At 63.7% G+C, this 15150-nt stretch carries 11 protein-coding genes; 6 read left to right on the top strand and 5 right to left on the bottom strand.

The annotated features are described in order from the left end of the window. Positions 1-96: 96 nt before the first annotated feature. Positions 97-1617 (bottom strand): choline-sulfatase, encoded by a 1521-nt coding sequence (betC, locus tag QM672_RS06095; RefSeq protein WP_394308844.1) that lies wholly within the window; start codon positions 1615-1617, stop codon positions 97-99. 143 nt (positions 1618-1760) lie between these two features. Here betC and QM672_RS06100 point away from each other — a divergent pair, with 143 nt between their 5' ends. Next, positions 1761-2471: an HAD family hydrolase gene (locus tag QM672_RS06100; RefSeq protein ID WP_415081283.1), complete on the top strand. Its 711-nt coding sequence runs from the start codon at positions 1761-1763 to the stop codon at positions 2469-2471. A gap of 20 nt (positions 2472-2491) precedes the next feature. Here the strand turns inward: QM672_RS06100 and QM672_RS06105 are convergent, their stop codons facing one another. The 3 genes from QM672_RS06105 to QM672_RS06115 all read right to left on the bottom strand — a co-directional run bounded on the left by QM672_RS06105 (position 2492) and on the right by QM672_RS06115 (position 5493). Then, the gene (locus tag QM672_RS06105; protein ID WP_415081285.1) at positions 2492-3091 is read right to left on the bottom strand and encodes a dihydrofolate reductase family protein; all 600 of its coding nucleotides are present in this window, start codon (positions 3089-3091) and stop codon (positions 2492-2494) included. A gap of 75 nt (positions 3092-3166) precedes the next feature. Then, positions 3167-4753 carry a gamma-glutamyltransferase gene (gene ggt, locus QM672_RS06110; protein WP_415081287.1) on the bottom strand — a complete coding sequence of 529 codons (1587 nt, stop codon included), beginning with the start codon at positions 4751-4753 and terminating at the stop codon, positions 3167-3169. Then, positions 4750-5493, bottom strand: coding sequence for a FadR/GntR family transcriptional regulator (locus QM672_RS06115; protein WP_415081289.1), 744 nt, complete (start codon positions 5491-5493; stop codon positions 4750-4752). The genes ggt and QM672_RS06115 overlap by 4 nt, the downstream gene beginning before the upstream one ends. A gap of 163 nt (positions 5494-5656) precedes the next feature. Between QM672_RS06115 and QM672_RS06120 the strand changes: the two genes are divergently transcribed. The 3 genes from QM672_RS06120 to QM672_RS06130 are packed head-to-tail and all read left to right on the top strand — an operon-like array spanning position 5657 to position 8064. Beyond that, positions 5657-6493 carry an ABC transporter substrate-binding protein gene (locus QM672_RS06120; RefSeq protein WP_415081291.1) on the top strand — a complete coding sequence of 279 codons (837 nt, stop codon included), beginning with the start codon at positions 5657-5659 and terminating at the stop codon, positions 6491-6493. 9 nt (positions 6494-6502) lie between these two features. Further along, on the top strand, positions 6503-7270 hold the full coding sequence (locus QM672_RS06125) for an amino acid ABC transporter permease (RefSeq protein WP_415081293.1): 768 nt from the start codon (positions 6503-6505) through the stop codon (positions 7268-7270). An 11-nt stretch (positions 7271-7281) separates the two neighbouring features. After that, entirely contained in the window at positions 7282-8064 is a 783-nt protein-coding gene (locus QM672_RS06130) for an amino acid ABC transporter ATP-binding protein (protein ID WP_415081419.1), read from the top strand. 61 nt (positions 8065-8125) lie between these two features. Here QM672_RS06130 and QM672_RS06135 read toward each other — a convergent pair whose 3' ends face one another. Further along, positions 8126-10897, bottom strand: a complete 2772-nt coding sequence (locus QM672_RS06135) for a valine--tRNA ligase (RefSeq protein WP_415081295.1) — start codon at positions 10895-10897, stop codon at positions 8126-8128. Positions 10898-11413: 516 nt separating this feature from the next. Between QM672_RS06135 and QM672_RS06140 the strand changes: the two genes are divergently transcribed. Together QM672_RS06140 and mdoH are read left to right on the top strand one after the other, a co-directional pair. Continuing rightward, positions 11414-12943, top strand: coding sequence for a glucan biosynthesis protein (locus tag QM672_RS06140; RefSeq protein WP_415081297.1), 1530 nt, complete (start codon positions 11414-11416; stop codon positions 12941-12943). Continuing rightward, a complete protein-coding gene (mdoH, locus tag QM672_RS06145) occupies positions 12919-15120 on the top strand; it encodes a glucans biosynthesis glucosyltransferase MdoH (RefSeq protein ID WP_156771769.1) in 2202 nt (733 codons plus the stop codon). Before QM672_RS06140 ends, mdoH begins: the two co-directional genes overlap by 25 nt. Positions 15121-15150: the final 30 nt, after the last annotated feature.

Genomic DNA, 15150 nt, shown 5'->3' on the forward strand with positions numbered 1-15150 from the left:
ACGCGGCCAAGTCGACGGCCGGAGGCCGTCAACGCAAGACTTCGAATCCGTGTTGCTCTATTGCCACACCGGACAGTGAAGAATTAACCATAGCATTTACGGGCGCACACGAGGATAACGTGCCATCGCCTCCAGATCATCGAGGTCTATGGTGTTGCGCATATACTGCTTGGAAGCGTCCCTGAAAGGTTGAAAGTCCCAGGAAGTCGCTTTTCCCGAGTTCAAGGCATCGTCGACCACCCGACGACGACGCTGGCTGGCACGCACATCGGCATCAATAGCGGCAAGGTTCCAGCGCGTTTCTATTTCCTTACGAAAAGCCGCGACGATTTCGGCATGGGCCGGCTCGGCCGCAAGGTTCGTCAATTCGGCGGGGTCGGCGGCCAGATCGTAGAGCTGATCGGGGTCGGCGGGTGAATGCACGAATTTGAAGTCGCCGCGACGGAGCATCAGCAAAGGCGCCACGGCCCCCTCGGCAAGATATTCACCGCGGACTTCATCATGCCCGCCTTCTTCGCGGCAATGCGGCACCAGGCTGGCGCCGTCGATGCCGGCGAGTTCCGCAGCCGCGCCAGGCTCGGCCATATCGACCAGGGTCGGCAGGATATCGACCAGCGACACGCTCGCCGCGACCCGATGCGGACGATAGAGCTGAGGCGCGCTGATGATCAGCGGCACCCGGGCCGAGCCCTCGAACCAGCTCATCTTGTACCAGAGGCCGCGCTCGCCCAGCATTTCGCCGTGGTCGCCGGTAAACAGAATGATCGTCTCCTTATCGAGTCCCGTCGCTTCCAGGGCCTTGAGCAGCTTGCCGACATTGGCATCGACATAGGAAATCGCTCCGAAATAAGCATGCCGGGCATTGCGGATATGCTGGTCGGTGATCTCGGCCTTGTCCATGTCGCAGACATGGCGCAAGCGCTGGGAGTGCGGGTCGAGTTCCTCGACCGGAACCACGTGGCGGGGCAAAGGAATTTCCTCGTCCCGATAGAGATCCCAATAGTCCTGCGTGATCGCATAGGGATCATGCGGATGGGTCAGCGACGCCACCATGCAGAAGGGGCGCTTGTCGGGGCTGCGCACATGTTCATAGAGGGCGCGCTCGGCTGCAAACACCACCTCATCGTCGAAATCGAGCTGGTTGGTGCGCACGCAAAGGCCGGCATCGGTCACCGACGACATGTTGTGATACCAGCTCGGGCGTTCCTGCGGGTGATCCCAATCGGGCGTCCAGCCGTAATCCGCAGGATAGATGTCGGTTGTCAGCCGCTCCTCGAAGCCGTGAAGCTGGTCGGGCCCGCAGAAATGCATCTTGCCAGACAGCACGGTACGATAGCCTGCACGCCGGAGATAATGCGCCCAGGTCGGGATGTCGGCGCGGAATTCGGCGGCATTGTCGTAGACGCCCGAGCGTGACGGCAATTGCCCGCTCATGAACACGGCGCGGGAGGGCGAGCACAAGGGCGAATTGCAATAGGCGCTGTCGAACACCACGCCGCGCTCGGCCAGCCCCATGATGTTCGGCGCCTTGACGAGATCGAAGCCGTGCACCGGCAGGAAGGCCGGTGCGAGCTGATCCACCATGATGATGAGGATGTTGGGCTTGGACTGGGACATGACGGACCTGACGCGCTGGGCTGGATTCGCAAGGGGGATAGCAATTGTCGGAACACATCGCGAGATGGCCTTGCTTGCATCCGACACGGGCTGGCCTCGGCGGCGCATTTGGGCTTATAGGGACGGGCCTAGTTCGAGAGATCGTGATGTCCCCTGCCCACCTCACCACCCTTGCCTTCGATGCCGACGATACGCTCTGGCAGAACGAGCAATATTTCAGGACGGCCGAGGAAGAACTGGTCAGCCTGCTTGCCGACTATGCCGACAAGGACACGCTGCTGGCGCATCTACTCGAAGTCGGCAAGCGCAATGTCGTCAGCCACGGCTTCGGCATGAAGACCTTCACCTTCTCGATGATCGATACCGCCATCGACGTCAGTGGCGGCCAAGTGCCGGCACCGGTGATCGGGCGCATCCTGGCGCTCGGCAAGGAAATCCTCAACCATCCGGTCGAGCTGCTCCCAGGCGTCGCCGACACGCTGGAAAGCCTGGCAGGCCAATACCGGCTCATCCTGATCACCAAGGGCGATCTGTTCCATCAGGAGAACAAGATCGCGCAATCGGGGCTGCGTGACCTGTTCGAAGCCGTGGAGATCGTCAGCGAGAAGAGTACCGAGACCTATGCGCAGGCCTTCGCCCGGCATGGCGATGGTCCCCAGGCCTCGATGATGATCGGCAACTCGCTGAAGTCCGACGTGATTCCGGCGCTCCGGGTCGGCAGCTGGGGTGTCTATGTCCCCCATCCCCTGACCTGGGCCTTCGAACATGCGGAAGCGCCGCTGCATGAGCCGCGTTTTCGCGAGATCGAAACGCTGACGCAGACTGCCGACGTGATCCAGGCACTCAAGGATTAGGGATTGCGCATAAGACGTGGTCACGCAGACCGATAGACCTGCGTAACCGAGCCTCCGGGAAAGGCCGTCGAGCTGATCGGCATGAGACGCCTGGGCGGGACGACTTCGGAGAAGATCGGCATGCCCTTGCCGAGAGCGATCGGATGCACCACCAAGGCGTATCGGTCGACCAACGCCCGGGCGATGAGGCTGCGCGCAAAAGCAGCGCCGCCATGGGCAATGATCGGCTTGCCGTCGCCGGCCTTCATCCTGGCGATCTCGTCGACCAGATCGCCGCTGGTCACATAGGCCTGCCTCCAACTTTCCGCACCGGGTTGCTGTTGTCCGGATTGGGGGATGCCGGCCTCAGCCGCTGTCAGGATTGCCGATCCCTGCCGTGAAAAGACGGCCTTGGGAATCTGGTTCATCGCTGGCGCGAACACGCTGGTGGAGGTTGGCCAATAGGCGGCCATGGCCTGGAAGGTGCGGCTGCCCATGATGTGCAGGCCCGCATTCGACACAGTCTCCAGCTTCCAGGTGATCGCCTCCTGATCGCCATCGAAGATCCAGTCGAGTTCCCCCTCCGGGCCGCAGACGAAACCATCGAGCGACATGGTCATCGTCAGGATCACCTCTCTCATTGCCATCTCCTCACGCCTATTCGCTCCAAGGACGCGCGAGATCGATCGGTTCCGACAACGGGGGGGAATTCGGCCTCAATAGCCGATGGCAAGCCCATCCTTTCTCGGATCGGAACCACCCGTCAGCGTTCCCCTGTCCCAATCGATGAGAACCATCTGCCCGCCGCCGAGCGGCTCCCCGGCCGGGCCGACCTTGTGGCCACGAGCCTCGAGGGCACGCAGCGTGGCCGCCGGCACGCCGCGTTCGGCAAGAAGTTCGCCCTTCTCGTAGAAAACCCGAGGCAGATCGATCGCAGCCTGCGGATCCATCCCGTAGTCGAGCAGGTTGCTCAGCACATGGACATTGCCGAAGGGCTGATAGTCGCCTCCCATGACACCGAAGGGCGCGACCACACGGCCGTTGCGGGTTGCCATGCCGGGCATGATGGTGTGGAGGGGACGCTTGCGCGGCGCGATGCAGTTCGGGTGGCGTCGGTCGACGCGAAATCCCCTGCCCCGGTTCTGCAGGACGATGCCTGATTTCGGGCCGACCAGGCCGCTGCCGAAGGAATGATAGGTCGAGTTGATGAAACTGACCGCATTCCGATCGCGATCCACCACCGAGAGATAGACCGTGTCCGACGGCTCCATTACCGCTTCCGGCAATTCACGGTTGGCCATATCGGGATTGATCCTGCGCCTCAGTCCGTCGGCATAGGATGAGGCCAGCAAGGCCTCGACGGGAACGTCGGCATGGTCGGGGTCAGCGATCAGCTCATCCCGGATCCGGTAGGCAAGGCGCCCGGCCTCGACCTCCAGATGCAGCCGCTCCGCCCCCAGCGGGTCGAGCCCGGCCAGATCGAAGCCAGCCAGCAGGTTGAGCATCAGCAGGGCGGTCAGCCCCTGATTGCTCGGTGGCATCTGCCAGACATCGATGCCGCGATAGCTGGTCCTGACAGGCTCCGCGTAATCACCACCGGCGGCTGCAAAGTCGTCGAGCGTGTGCAGTCCGCCCCTGCTGCGCAGATGGGCAACCAGATCCTCGGCGAGTTCCCCCTGGTAGAAAACCGCCCGTCCCTTGGCGGCGATGAGGCGCAGGCTCCGGGCCAGCTCCGGCTGGCGATGGACATCGCCAGCCCTCGGCACGGCGCCCCCGGGCAGAAAGATGCGGGCAGCCGTGGCGTCCTGTGCCAGCAGATCCCTCGCTTCGTGCCAATCGGCCTCGACGCGGTCATGAATCACATATCCGGCCTCGGCGTAGTGGATGGCGGGGGCGAGCACGCGCTCGAGCGGGGTACAACCATGATCGGCCGAAAGGCGGCACCAGGCGTCGATCGCACCGGGAATGGTGACGGCGTGGGGGCTGTCGACCGGTATCTCCGTAAAGCCCCGCTCCTCATACCAGTCGATGGTTGCAGCTTCCGGCGCTCGGCCCGCCCCATTATAGGCGAGTACCGGCCCCTCCCCACCGCGCACATAGAGGCAGAAACAATCGCCGCCGATCCCCGTCGACTGCGGCTCGACCACTGCCAGGACGGCAGAGGCGCAGATTGCCGCGTCGATGGCATTGCCCCCCTCGCGCAACAGGGTCAGGGCGGCCGCGCTGGCCAGGGGATGGGATGTCGCGACCATTGCGTCCATGGCGCGGACGGGCGAACGGCCCGGAAGCTGAAAATCCCTCATTGTGCCTTTTCCTGAAATGCGTTGCGCAGAAGATCGATCGGCGTATCGTCCCCATCCTCGGTCTCTCCGTCGGCATCCTCCAGCAGCAAGGCATGCTGGACCGAGCGCAGATGCCGCCGCATGGCGGCTTCTGCGGCTGATGGATCATGCCGGGCAATGGCATCGACGATCTGGCGATGGTGGAGCGTGAGTTCCTCGAAACGCTCGGCCGTGGTGGGATCGTTGCGCAGGCGCCGCCAGGCTCCCTCCTCCCGCACGGCGTTCAGGCTGTCGAACACGGCAAGGGCAAGGGCATTATGCGTGGCCTCGGCAATGGCCCGGTGCAGGCGGACATCCCAGATGTCCCAGGTCGCCGCATCGCGGGCGGCGGCACTCTTGTCGAGAAGATAGCGCAGATTGTCGATGTCCATGCGGCTCGCCCGCGTGGCGGCAACCCGGGCATAGGTCGGCTCCGTCCACAGGCACAGATCCATGAGCTCGGCCGGGCTGGTACTGGCGGTGATCAGCGACATGCCCAGTTCCCGCTCGGGCGGGCGGGTGCCGACGAAAGTGCCCTTGCCGACATGTCGCCACAGGCGCCCCTCGGCCTCCAGTTGTTCCAGCCCCAGCCGGAGCGCGCGGCGGCTCAGCTCGAGCCGGAGCATGAGGTCACGTTCCGGCGGCAGGCGACTGCCGGGCGGATAGGCCCCCCCGTTCAACAGGCTGCGGAGACTCTGGCTGGCTTGCTGTTTGCTGTTCATTATGAAACCAATTCAAATATTGGTTCCATAGAGTAGTATCGATTTTCTTGCGTTGTCCATACGATTCTTCTTGCTGGCATGCCAATGTTGTGCCCCAATATCGGTATCAATAATAATATTGGTTCCATACTGGGACCAGGAACGAGCCATCCGGAGCACCACCATGCGCGCATTCCGTGCCGTACTGCCTCGTCTTCGCCCAGGGCCTGCTTTCCTATCGATCGCCCTTGTGGCAGTGAGCATCGCCACCACAACCCGGGCACAATCCGTCCAGCCGCCGGCCGCCATTGCCGACGCCAGGAAGATGGTGATCTGCGCCGATATCGGCTCGCCGCCACTGTCCTTCTACAAGGATGACGGCTCGTTGACCGGAGCCGAGATCGAGCTCGGCAATGCCATTGCCAAGCAGCTGGGCGTCAGCGCGGAATGGAAGCAGGTGCAGTTCGACGGCATCATTCCCGCCCTGATCGCCAGGCAGTGCGACGTGATCATGTCCGAGCTCTATGACAAGCCCAAGCGCCGCGAGGTCGTCGATTTCGTTGACTATCTCGCCTCCAGCCAGTCACTTGTCGTCCTGAAAGGCAATGCGAGCCATATCACCGGGCTTGCCGATCTCTCCGACAAGAAGGTTGCCGTCGAGAACGGCACGACCATCCAGTCCCTTGTCGATGAGGAAAACAAGAAGCTCGCGGGCGAGGGCAAGGCACAGGCCCAGGTCGTGGTGTTTCCCAAGGATACCGATGCCTTCCAGGCCCTGCGCATCGGACAGGTCGATGCCTATGGCACCACGATCAAGACGGCCGGTTACTATTTCAAGCAAGCCCCGGACCTCTTCGAACTGGGAGGCCCGCCTTTCGCCCAGGCCGTCATCGGCGCCGCTTTCCGCAAGGAAGACATCGACCTGCAGAAGGCCTTCGCCGCGGCGCTCGAGGCCATCCGCAAGGATGGCACCTACCGGAAGATCCTGGAAAGCTGGGGTATCGAACGCGACGCCTTGTGAGGTCTTGCCATGAACTTCAACTGGGCCTTCTTCTTCCACTACCTGCTCGAACCCTCCAGCATCTATCTGCACGGCCTCTGGCTGACGCTCAGCATCAGCATCGTCGCTCAGATCATCGGCACCACCCTCGGCCTGTTCGTGGCCCTGGGCCGGCTATCGTCCTGGCGGGTCCTGCGGGCTCTCTCCTCCTTCTATGTCTGGGTGATGCGCGGCACGCCGCTGCTGGTGCAGATCGTGTTCATCTACACCGCGCTCGCCGCTGCCGGCATCCTGCGCTTCCATGACATCGATCTCGGCTTCATGATCCTGCCGGGCAATGTCCAGGCCGGCATCATCGCCCTCAGCCTGAATGAGGCGGCCTATATGGGCGAGATCATCCGCGCCGGCATCACCTCGATCGACCGGGGGCAGACGGAGGCAGCCAAGTCGCTCGGGATGACACCCGTCAAGCTCCTGCGGCGCATCATCCTGCCCCAGGCCGCGAGGGTCATCATTCCGCCCCTCGGCAACAACTTCAACGGCATGCTGAAGAGCACGACGCTGCTGAGCGTCATCGGCGTACCCGAACTCCTGCTGGCCACCCAGATGGTGACGTCGGCAACCTTCCGTGTCTTCGAGCTCTATTCGGTGGTCGCGCTCTATTATCTCTCGCTCACCACCCTGTGGGGCTTCCTCCAGCGCACCATCGAGGCCCGCTTCAGCACGCCCTTTGCCGAGACCCGCAGCAAGGCGCCGCGCGGCCGGCTTCTGACCAGCCTGTTCGGAACCAGCCCATGAGCACCGCAGACATGCAATGGACCGTCGAGGCCGAGGGCGTCGAGAAATGGTTCGGCTCGATGCAGGTGCTCAAGGGCGTCTCGCTCAACGTCCGGCGCGGCGAAGTCGTCGTCATCGTCGGCGCCTCCGGGTCGGGCAAGACCACCTTCGTGCGCTGCATCAACCATCTGGAGAAGATCCAGAACGGCCGCATCCGCGTGAACGGCCATCTCATCGGCTATCGCGAGAGGAAGGGCCGCCTCGTCGAGGACAGCGAGCGCAACATCGCCCGGCAGCGCCGGGACATCGGGATGGTCTTCCAGCGCTTCAACCTGTTCCCGCATCTGAGTGCGCTCGGCAACATCATCGAAGCCCCGACGCAGGTGCTGGGCATCGACCCGGCGACGGCCCGCCGCGAAGCAGCGGCGCTGCTGGCCCGGGTGGGCCTCAAGGACAAGGCGGATGCCTATCCCGCCCAGCTCTCGGGCGGCCAGCAGCAGCGCGTGGCCATCGCCCGGGCCCTGGCGATGAAGCCGACATTGATGCTGTTCGACGAACCGACCAGCGCACTCGATCCCGAAATGGTCGGCGAGGTGCTGGAAGTCATGAAGGAACTCGCCCGCGACGGCATGACCATGGTTGTCGTCACCCATGAAATGGGCTTTGCCCGCGAGGTCGCCGATCGAGTGGTGATGATGGATGACGGCCTCGTGGTCGAGGAGGCGCCGCCCGAGACCTTCTTCACGGCACCGCGCTCGGAACGCTCGAAGGCCTTTCTGGCCCGCGTGTCGGGGACGAACGGCCGATCGCCATGATCGGCCGATAGGCGCAATGCAGCCAGGATGTGCCGATCCGGAGATCGGCACATCGGATCGATTACAGGCCGGCCAGGGCGTCCTGCAGCTTGGCGCGGCGGGCCGTGGCTTCTTCGAGGCGCTCGCGGTTTTCCTCGATCACCTCTTCCTTGGCCCGGGCGATGAAGTCGGGATTGCCGAGCTTGGCGTTGATCTTGGCGATCTCGCCGTCGATCTTGTCGGTCTCCTTCTTCAGGCGCGCCTTCTCGGCCTCGATATCGACAACGCCTTCCAGGGCCAGGGCCGCCACCGCGCCGCGGGCGATGATCTGCACCGAGCCCTTCGGGGCCGATGGCGCAAAGTCGATCTCGCTGATGCGGGCCAGGCGCTTGAGCGTTTCGCCATGGGCGGCGACGCGTGCCTCGATGGCCGGGGACGCATTCACCATCACCAGCGGCACCTGCGCGCCGCCGGGCACGCCGACCTCGGTACGGATCGAGCGGATCTCGGTGACCAGATCGACCAACCAGCCGATTTCCTCATCCGCCGCTGCGTCGAGCAAACCGCCAAGGTCCGGCCAAGCGGTCAGGGCCGCCATCTGGCTGCGTGGAACCGGTCCTGCCGTCACCGACCAGAGCTCCTCGGTCATGAAGGGCATGAAGGGATGCAGCAAGAGCGTCGACTGGTCGAGGATGAAGGCGACCATGGCCCGCGTCTCGGCCCGTGCGGCCTCGTCCTCGCCCTCGATGATCGGCTTGGCGAGCTCGACATACCAGTCACACACCACGTTCCAGATGAAGCGGTAGACCGCGCTGGCGGCATCGTTGAAGCGATAGGCCTCGATGGCGCGCTGGATTTCGCCGACAGCCTTCTCCGCTTCGCCGGCAATCCAACGGTTGAGGGCGATCTTCGCCGATTTCGGGTCGAAGCCGGGATCGCGCACGCAGCCCTTCATCTCGGCAAAGCGCGTGGCGTTCCACAGCTTGGTACCGAAATTGCGATAGCCCTTGACGCGGTCGATCGACAGCTTGATGTCTCGGCCGGGTGCGGCCATCGCGGCCAGGAAGAAGCGCAAGGCGTCGGCACCATAGCGCTCGATGCCGTTCGGATAGGTCTTGCGCGTCTCCGAGGTGACATGGGCGACATCGGCCTTGTTGGCCAAAGCCCCGGTGCGCTTGGCGATGAGGGTATCGAGCTCGACACCGTCGATGATATCCAGGGGGTCCATGACGTTGCCCTTGGATTTCGACATCTTGGCGCCCTTCTCGTCGCGGACGAGGGCGTGAAGATAAACGTCCTTGAAGGGCACGTCGTTCTGGGTGAACAGGCCCGTCATCATCATGCGGGCAACCCAGAAGAAGATGATGTCGAAGCCCGTCACCACCACAGAAGTCGGGTAGTATCTGGCGAGTTCCGCCGTCTTGTCCGGCCAGCCGAAGGTCGAATAGGGCCACAGCGCCGAGGAGAACCAGGTGTCGAGCACGTCCTCGTCACGCGTGATCGCCGTGCCGGCACCCCACTTCTCATCGGCCTTGGCGCGCGCTTCCTTTTCGTTGCGGGCGATGACGTAACCGCCATCCGGCCCGTACCAGGCCGGGATCTGGTGGCCCCACCACAGCTGACGCGACACGCACCAGGGCTGGATGTTCTCGAGCCAGTCGAAGAAGGTCTTCTCCCAGTTCTGCGGCACGAAGCGAGTCTGGCCGCGGCGCACGGCGGCCAGTGCCTCCTCGGCGAGCGGCCGCACGTTCAGATACCACTGGTCGGTGAGCCAGGGCTCGATCGGCACGCCCGAGCGGTCGCCATGCGGCACCTGATGCTTGTGCTTCTCGATCTCGACCAGGCGGCCGGCAGCCTCCATGTCGGCAACGATGCGCTTGCGCGCCTCGAAGCGGTCCAGGCCGCGATAGGCTTCGGGCGCGGCGTCGTTGATACGCGCTTCGGCCGTGAGGATGTTGATCACCTCGAGATTATGCCGCCTGCCGACCTCGAAATCGTTGAAATCGTGCGCCGGCGTGATCTTTACCGCGCCCGTGCCCTTCTCGGGATCGGAATATTCGTCGGCGACGATCGGAATCAGGCGCCCGACCAGTGGCAGCCGCACCTTCTTGCCGACCAGATGGGTATAGCGTTCGTCAGACGGATGCACCGCCACGGCGGTGTCGCCGAGCATGGTTTCCGGACGCGTGGTGGCGACGGTAATGGTCTCTCCCGTCTCCTGCCCCGCCTCGTCCACCACCGGATAGGCGAAGTGCCACAGGCTGCCATTGATCTCGATCTGCTCGACTTCGATGTCGGAGATCGCGGTCAGCAGCTTGGGATCCCAACTGACCAGGCGCTTGTCCTTATAGATCAGACCAGCTTCGTTCATGCGCACGAAGATCTCGATCACCGCCTTGGACAGGCCTTCATCCATGGTAAAGCGTTCGCGCGACCAGTCGCAGGACGCGCCCAGGCGCTTGAGCTGCTTGACGATGGTACCGCCCGATTCTTCCTTCCAGGCCCAGACATGCTCGAGGAATTTCTCACGCCCGATCTCGCGGCGATGGATCTGGCGCTCCTGGAGCTGGCGCTCCACCACCATCTGGGTGGCGATGCCGGCGTGGTCGGTGCCGGGCTGCCAGAGCACGTCCTTGCCGCGCATGCGCTCGAAGCGGCAGAGGATGTCCTGCAGCGTATTGTTGAGCGCATGGCCCATATGCAGCGAGCCGGTGACGTTCGGCGGCGGAATCACGATCGAATAGGGAGCAGCGCCGGCCCGATCGGGGCGACCTGCGCGAAAAGCCTGTGCCTCTTCCCAGGCCGCGGACACGCGCGGCTCGACGCTGGCGGGGTCAAAGGTGGTTTCGATCATGATCTTCTTTCAAGGCAGGTCAGGTGGCGTGGGCGGCGGTTACAGGCACCGGCGGCTCCGTGATTCGGCCGGCCGACATGCCCATGAGCGAGCAGTCCACGCAATTCACGGCCGGTAGTGGCAGAAACGCCCCCTCAAAGTCAACGAAACAAGCGCTGAGACCGCTGCACCCGGCGGCTTTCCGGCATTTCCGGGCGCGATGCGCCCTGCGATCTTCCCACCTCTTCCTGCCCCAATGCCGACCTTTACCGCCCGGCACAGAGTCGGCTTGTGACAAGAAAATGGAAAGCCTCTCCCTCTACATCATGAAGTCGTCACGATTCTTCGGTTGAAGGCCGTCGGTCCGGGTGTGGGATGGTCGGGGAACGATGTCGCGAGTACACCCGCCAGTTGTTGCCGGCGATCGTATCACCTATGGTGCCCCGATGATGACCCGACGCTTCCTCCCGAGGGACGTGGTGCCGTTCCTTGCCCAGCCACACCTATTGCGCCTGCCAAAAGCGCGTTAAGAAGACCATGAACAGACGCGACTTCTTGAAATTTGCCTCGATTGCCGCCGGTGTGTTGACCGCCCCCCAGGGGGCCCGGGCAGCGATCGACGCCCCCGGCCTGAAGGAAGGCGAGGTCTTCTCCCGCGACAAGCTCCTGGACTATGCCAGGAACCTGGCCAAGGCCCCCTATCAGGCACCGGACGCCACGCTGCCCTCTTCCCTGCAGAATCTGGACTACGAGCAATATGTCTCGATCCGATTCCGGCCCGACCGGGGCATTTGGAGCCAGGATCACCGCGGCTTCGTGATCGAGCCCCTGCATCGCGGCTTCATCTATGCGACCCCGGTCGACCTGTTCACCGTCGAGGACGGCCGTGTCCTCATCGTGCCCTATGAGCCGGCGATGTTCGACTTCGGCAAGATCGCTGCGCCGCCGCCCGATTCCAAGCTGGGCTTTTCCGGTTTTCGCCTGAAGGCGCCGATCGACATGCCCAATCGGCTCGACGATTTCGCCATCTTCCAGGGTGCCAGCTATTTCCGCGCCATCGCCAAGAATCAGGTCTATGGCGCGGCGGCGCGCGGTCTGGCGATCAATACCGGCGAATCCAGCGGCGAGGAGTTTCCCGCCTTCCGCGCTTTCTGGATCGAGCGTCCGCCCCAGAATGCCGAGAATCTGGTGGTGCACGCCTTGCTCGATTCGGAAGCGGCGACGGGCGCGTTCCACCTGACGCTGCACCCGGGCGAGATCACGACCATCGACGTCGAAACCACGATTTTCCCGCGCGCCAAGATCGAACATGTCGGCATCGCGCCGCTGAATTCGATGTATCTGTTCGGCTCCAACGACCGCAAGGGCGTCGACGACGTACGCGTGGCCGTCCACGGTTCTTCCGGCCTGCAGATGCTGTCTGGCGGCGGCGAATGGATCTGGCGCCCGCTGCAGAATCCGGAGACGCTGCAGATTTCGGCCTTTGTCGACAAGACCCCGCGCGGCTTCGGCCTGCTTCAGCGCAATCGCGATCCGGCCGATTATGAAGACAGCCGGCATCGCTACGAAATGCAGCCCAGCGTGTGGATCACGCCCAAGGGCGACTGGGGCGAAGGCTCGATCCAGCTCGTGGAGATCCCGACCGACCAGGAAATCCACGACAACATCATCACCTATTGGCGGCCCAAGGATGCCCTCGAGGCGGGCAAGGACTATTCATTCGCCTATCGCACCAATTGGTGCTGGACGCCGGCTGAGCGCCCGCCAATGGTATTGGTGCGCGAAACGCGCATCGGAGCCCTGGGCTCCAAGCGTCGCCTGTTCGTGATCGACTTCCAGGGCGACTTGTTCGCCAGTGCCGACAATCTCAACGGCGTCACGCCGGAGATCACCGTCAATCCCGGCAAGCTGAGCGACGTCAGTTTGACTCTGGAAACGGAGCGGCGCATCGGTCGCCTGAGTTTCGGCCTTGACCCGAGCAGCGAAACCTATTCGGAAATGCGTGCCGTGCTGGTCAAGGACGGCAAGCCTGTAAGTGAGACATGGCTGTATCGATGGACACCGTAGAGGAACACACCGGCGGCACAAACCCTACCTCGTCGCAGGAATGGGTCTATCAGCGCCCCGCCATGCCGGATGAGAATCGGCTGGAAATGCCGGTGCAGTCGCTGACCAAGTGGTCGCGCTCGGAACGCCGCTCCTGGATCCATCCGGCCCTGCATCACGGCTCCTGGCTCATCCGGCTGTTCGTTTTCGGCGGCATGCTTGTGCTCACCGCTTTCGGCGCCTGGGAAATGTACAAGGTCGTCGAAGTCGGCGGCGTCACCTTCCTCGAATGGGCCCTGGTCTGCCTGTTCGTGCTGAACTTCTCCTGGATCGCCCTCGCCTTCACGGCGGGCGTCGCCGGCTTCGTTTATCTGCTCTTCCACCGGCGCAGCACCCAGCCGCTGCCGCAGCAATTGAGCACCCGCACCGCCGTGCTCATGCCGATCTACAACGAGGCGCCGAGCCGGGTTTTCGGCGCGATGCAGGCCATCATCGAATCGGTGGAGCAGACAGGGCTCGGCCGCGCCTTCGACTATTTCTTCGTCTCCGACACCACCGACCCGAATGTGTGGATCGCCGAGGAACGTGCCTTCCTGGCGATGCGCAAACGCCTGGGACCCGACATCCAGCTCTGGTACCACCATCGCCAGCGCAACACGAACCGCAAGGCGGGCAACATCGCCAACTGGGTCACGCGCTGGGGCGGCTCCTACGACCATATGCTGGTGCTCGACGCCGACAGCCTGATGACGGGCTCCTCCGTCGTACAACTTGCTGCCGCCATGGAGCGCGACCCCGATGCCGGCATCATCCAGACGTTGCCGCTGATCATCAACCGCAACACCCTGTTCGCGCGCATCCAGCAATTCGCCGCACGCGTCTATGGTCCGGTGATCGCCGAAGGCCTGTCGCTGTGGATGGGCCATGACGGCAATTACTGGGGCCATAACGCCATCATCCGCACCAAGGCCTTCGCGGCGCATTGCGGCATGCCGGATCTGTCCGGCCGGCCGCCCTTCGGCGGCCACATCCTCAGCCACGATTTCGTCGAGGCGGCGCTGATCCGCCGTGCCGGCTACGCCGTCTACATGCTCAACGACATCACGGGCTCCTATGAGGAGAGCCCGCCCTCGCTGATCGACCTGTCGGCACGTGACCGGCGCTGGTGCCAGGGTAATCTGCAGCATGCCCGCGTGATCGGTTCCAAGGGTTTTCATCCCTGCACGCGCCAGCACTTTGCCAACGGCATCTTCTCCTATCTGGCCAGCCCGCTCTGGCTGCTCCAGCTCCTGGTCGGTCTGACCATCGCGCTGCAGGCCCATTTCATCCGGCGCGAATATTTCACCGATGAATTCTCGCTGTTCCCGACCTGGCCAGTGTTCAACGCCGAACTCGCCTTGGCACTGTTCGGCGGCACCATGGGCATCCTGCTGGCGCCGAAGCTCTTTGGCCTGATCATCATGCTGCTCGACGGCCCCAATCGCCGGGCGAGCGGCGGCGGCATCCGGCTGACCTTGTCGGTGCTGCTGGAGATCATTCTCTCGGCCCTGCTCGCCCCGGTGATGATGCTGATCCAGTCGGGCGCCGTGTTCGAAATCCTGGTCGGGCGTGACTCGGGCTGGAAGCCGCAGCGGCGCGACGACGGTTCGATCCCCTTCCGCGACATCGTCAAGCGCCATCGCTCGCACACTGTCCTCGGCCTCTTCGCCGGCGTGGCCGCCTATGTGATCTCGCCCTATCTGTTTACCTGGATGTCGCCGACCATCCTCGGCCTCCTCCTTGCCATTCCGCTCTCCTGGGCATCCGGCCAGCTCGCGCTCGGCCTGTGGTTGCGCCGCCACGGCATTCTGGCGACGCCCGAGGAGACCCACCCGCCGGAAGTGGCGACGCGGGCCAACGCCCTCAGCACGGAGCTCGCCGCCGTCGGAGAGGACGACAGCGACGCCATCGAGGTCGTCTACAAGGATGCCGGCTTCCGAGCCCTGCACGAGACCATGCTGCCGACCTCGGCTTCCCGGGAGCGCGGGCGTTTCGAGCAGGATCGCGTCATGGCGCAAGCCAAGATCGCGGAGGCCGCCTCGATCGAGGAGGCTGCAAAATGGCTGAATTCGAAGGAGCGCTTCGTGGCGCTGCATGATCGCAGCCTGATCGCCAGCCTGTCGCGCCTGCACGAGCCGGCCAAGGCCGAACCAGCCTAAGCCGTTCACTCAAGGCCCATCATCGGCCTG

Source organism: Labrys sp. (in: a-proteobacteria), assembly GCF_047605565.1.
GTDB classification, from domain to species: Bacteria; Pseudomonadota; Alphaproteobacteria; order Rhizobiales; family Labraceae; genus Labrys; species Labrys neptuniae.

Excerpts from the sequence above, each read along its gene's own strand:
- betC (WP_394308844.1), bottom strand. The coding sequence starts at position 1,617 with ATGTCCCAGTCCAAGCCCAACATCCTCATCATCATGGTGGATCAGCTC.
- QM672_RS06105 (WP_415081285.1), bottom strand. The coding sequence starts at position 3,091 with ATGAGAGAGGTGATCCTGACGATGACCATGTCGCTCGATGGTTTCGTC.
- ggt (WP_415081287.1), bottom strand. The coding sequence starts at position 4,753 with ATGAGGGATTTTCAGCTTCCGGGCCGTTCGCCCGTCCGCGCCATGGAC.
- QM672_RS06115 (WP_415081289.1), bottom strand. The coding sequence starts at position 5,493 with ATGAACAGCAAACAGCAAGCCAGCCAGAGTCTCCGCAGCCTGTTGAAC.
- QM672_RS06120 (WP_415081291.1), top strand. The coding sequence starts at position 5,657 with ATGCGCGCATTCCGTGCCGTACTGCCTCGTCTTCGCCCAGGGCCTGCT.
- QM672_RS06125 (WP_415081293.1), top strand. The coding sequence starts at position 6,503 with ATGAACTTCAACTGGGCCTTCTTCTTCCACTACCTGCTCGAACCCTCC.
- QM672_RS06130 (WP_415081419.1), top strand. The coding sequence starts at position 7,282 with ATGCAATGGACCGTCGAGGCCGAGGGCGTCGAGAAATGGTTCGGCTCG.
- QM672_RS06135 (WP_415081295.1), bottom strand. The coding sequence starts at position 10,897 with ATGATCGAAACCACCTTTGACCCCGCCAGCGTCGAGCCGCGCGTGTCC.
- QM672_RS06140 (WP_415081297.1), top strand. The coding sequence starts at position 11,414 with ATGAACAGACGCGACTTCTTGAAATTTGCCTCGATTGCCGCCGGTGTG.
- mdoH (WP_156771769.1), top strand. The coding sequence starts at position 12,919 with ATGGCTGTATCGATGGACACCGTAGAGGAACACACCGGCGGCACAAAC.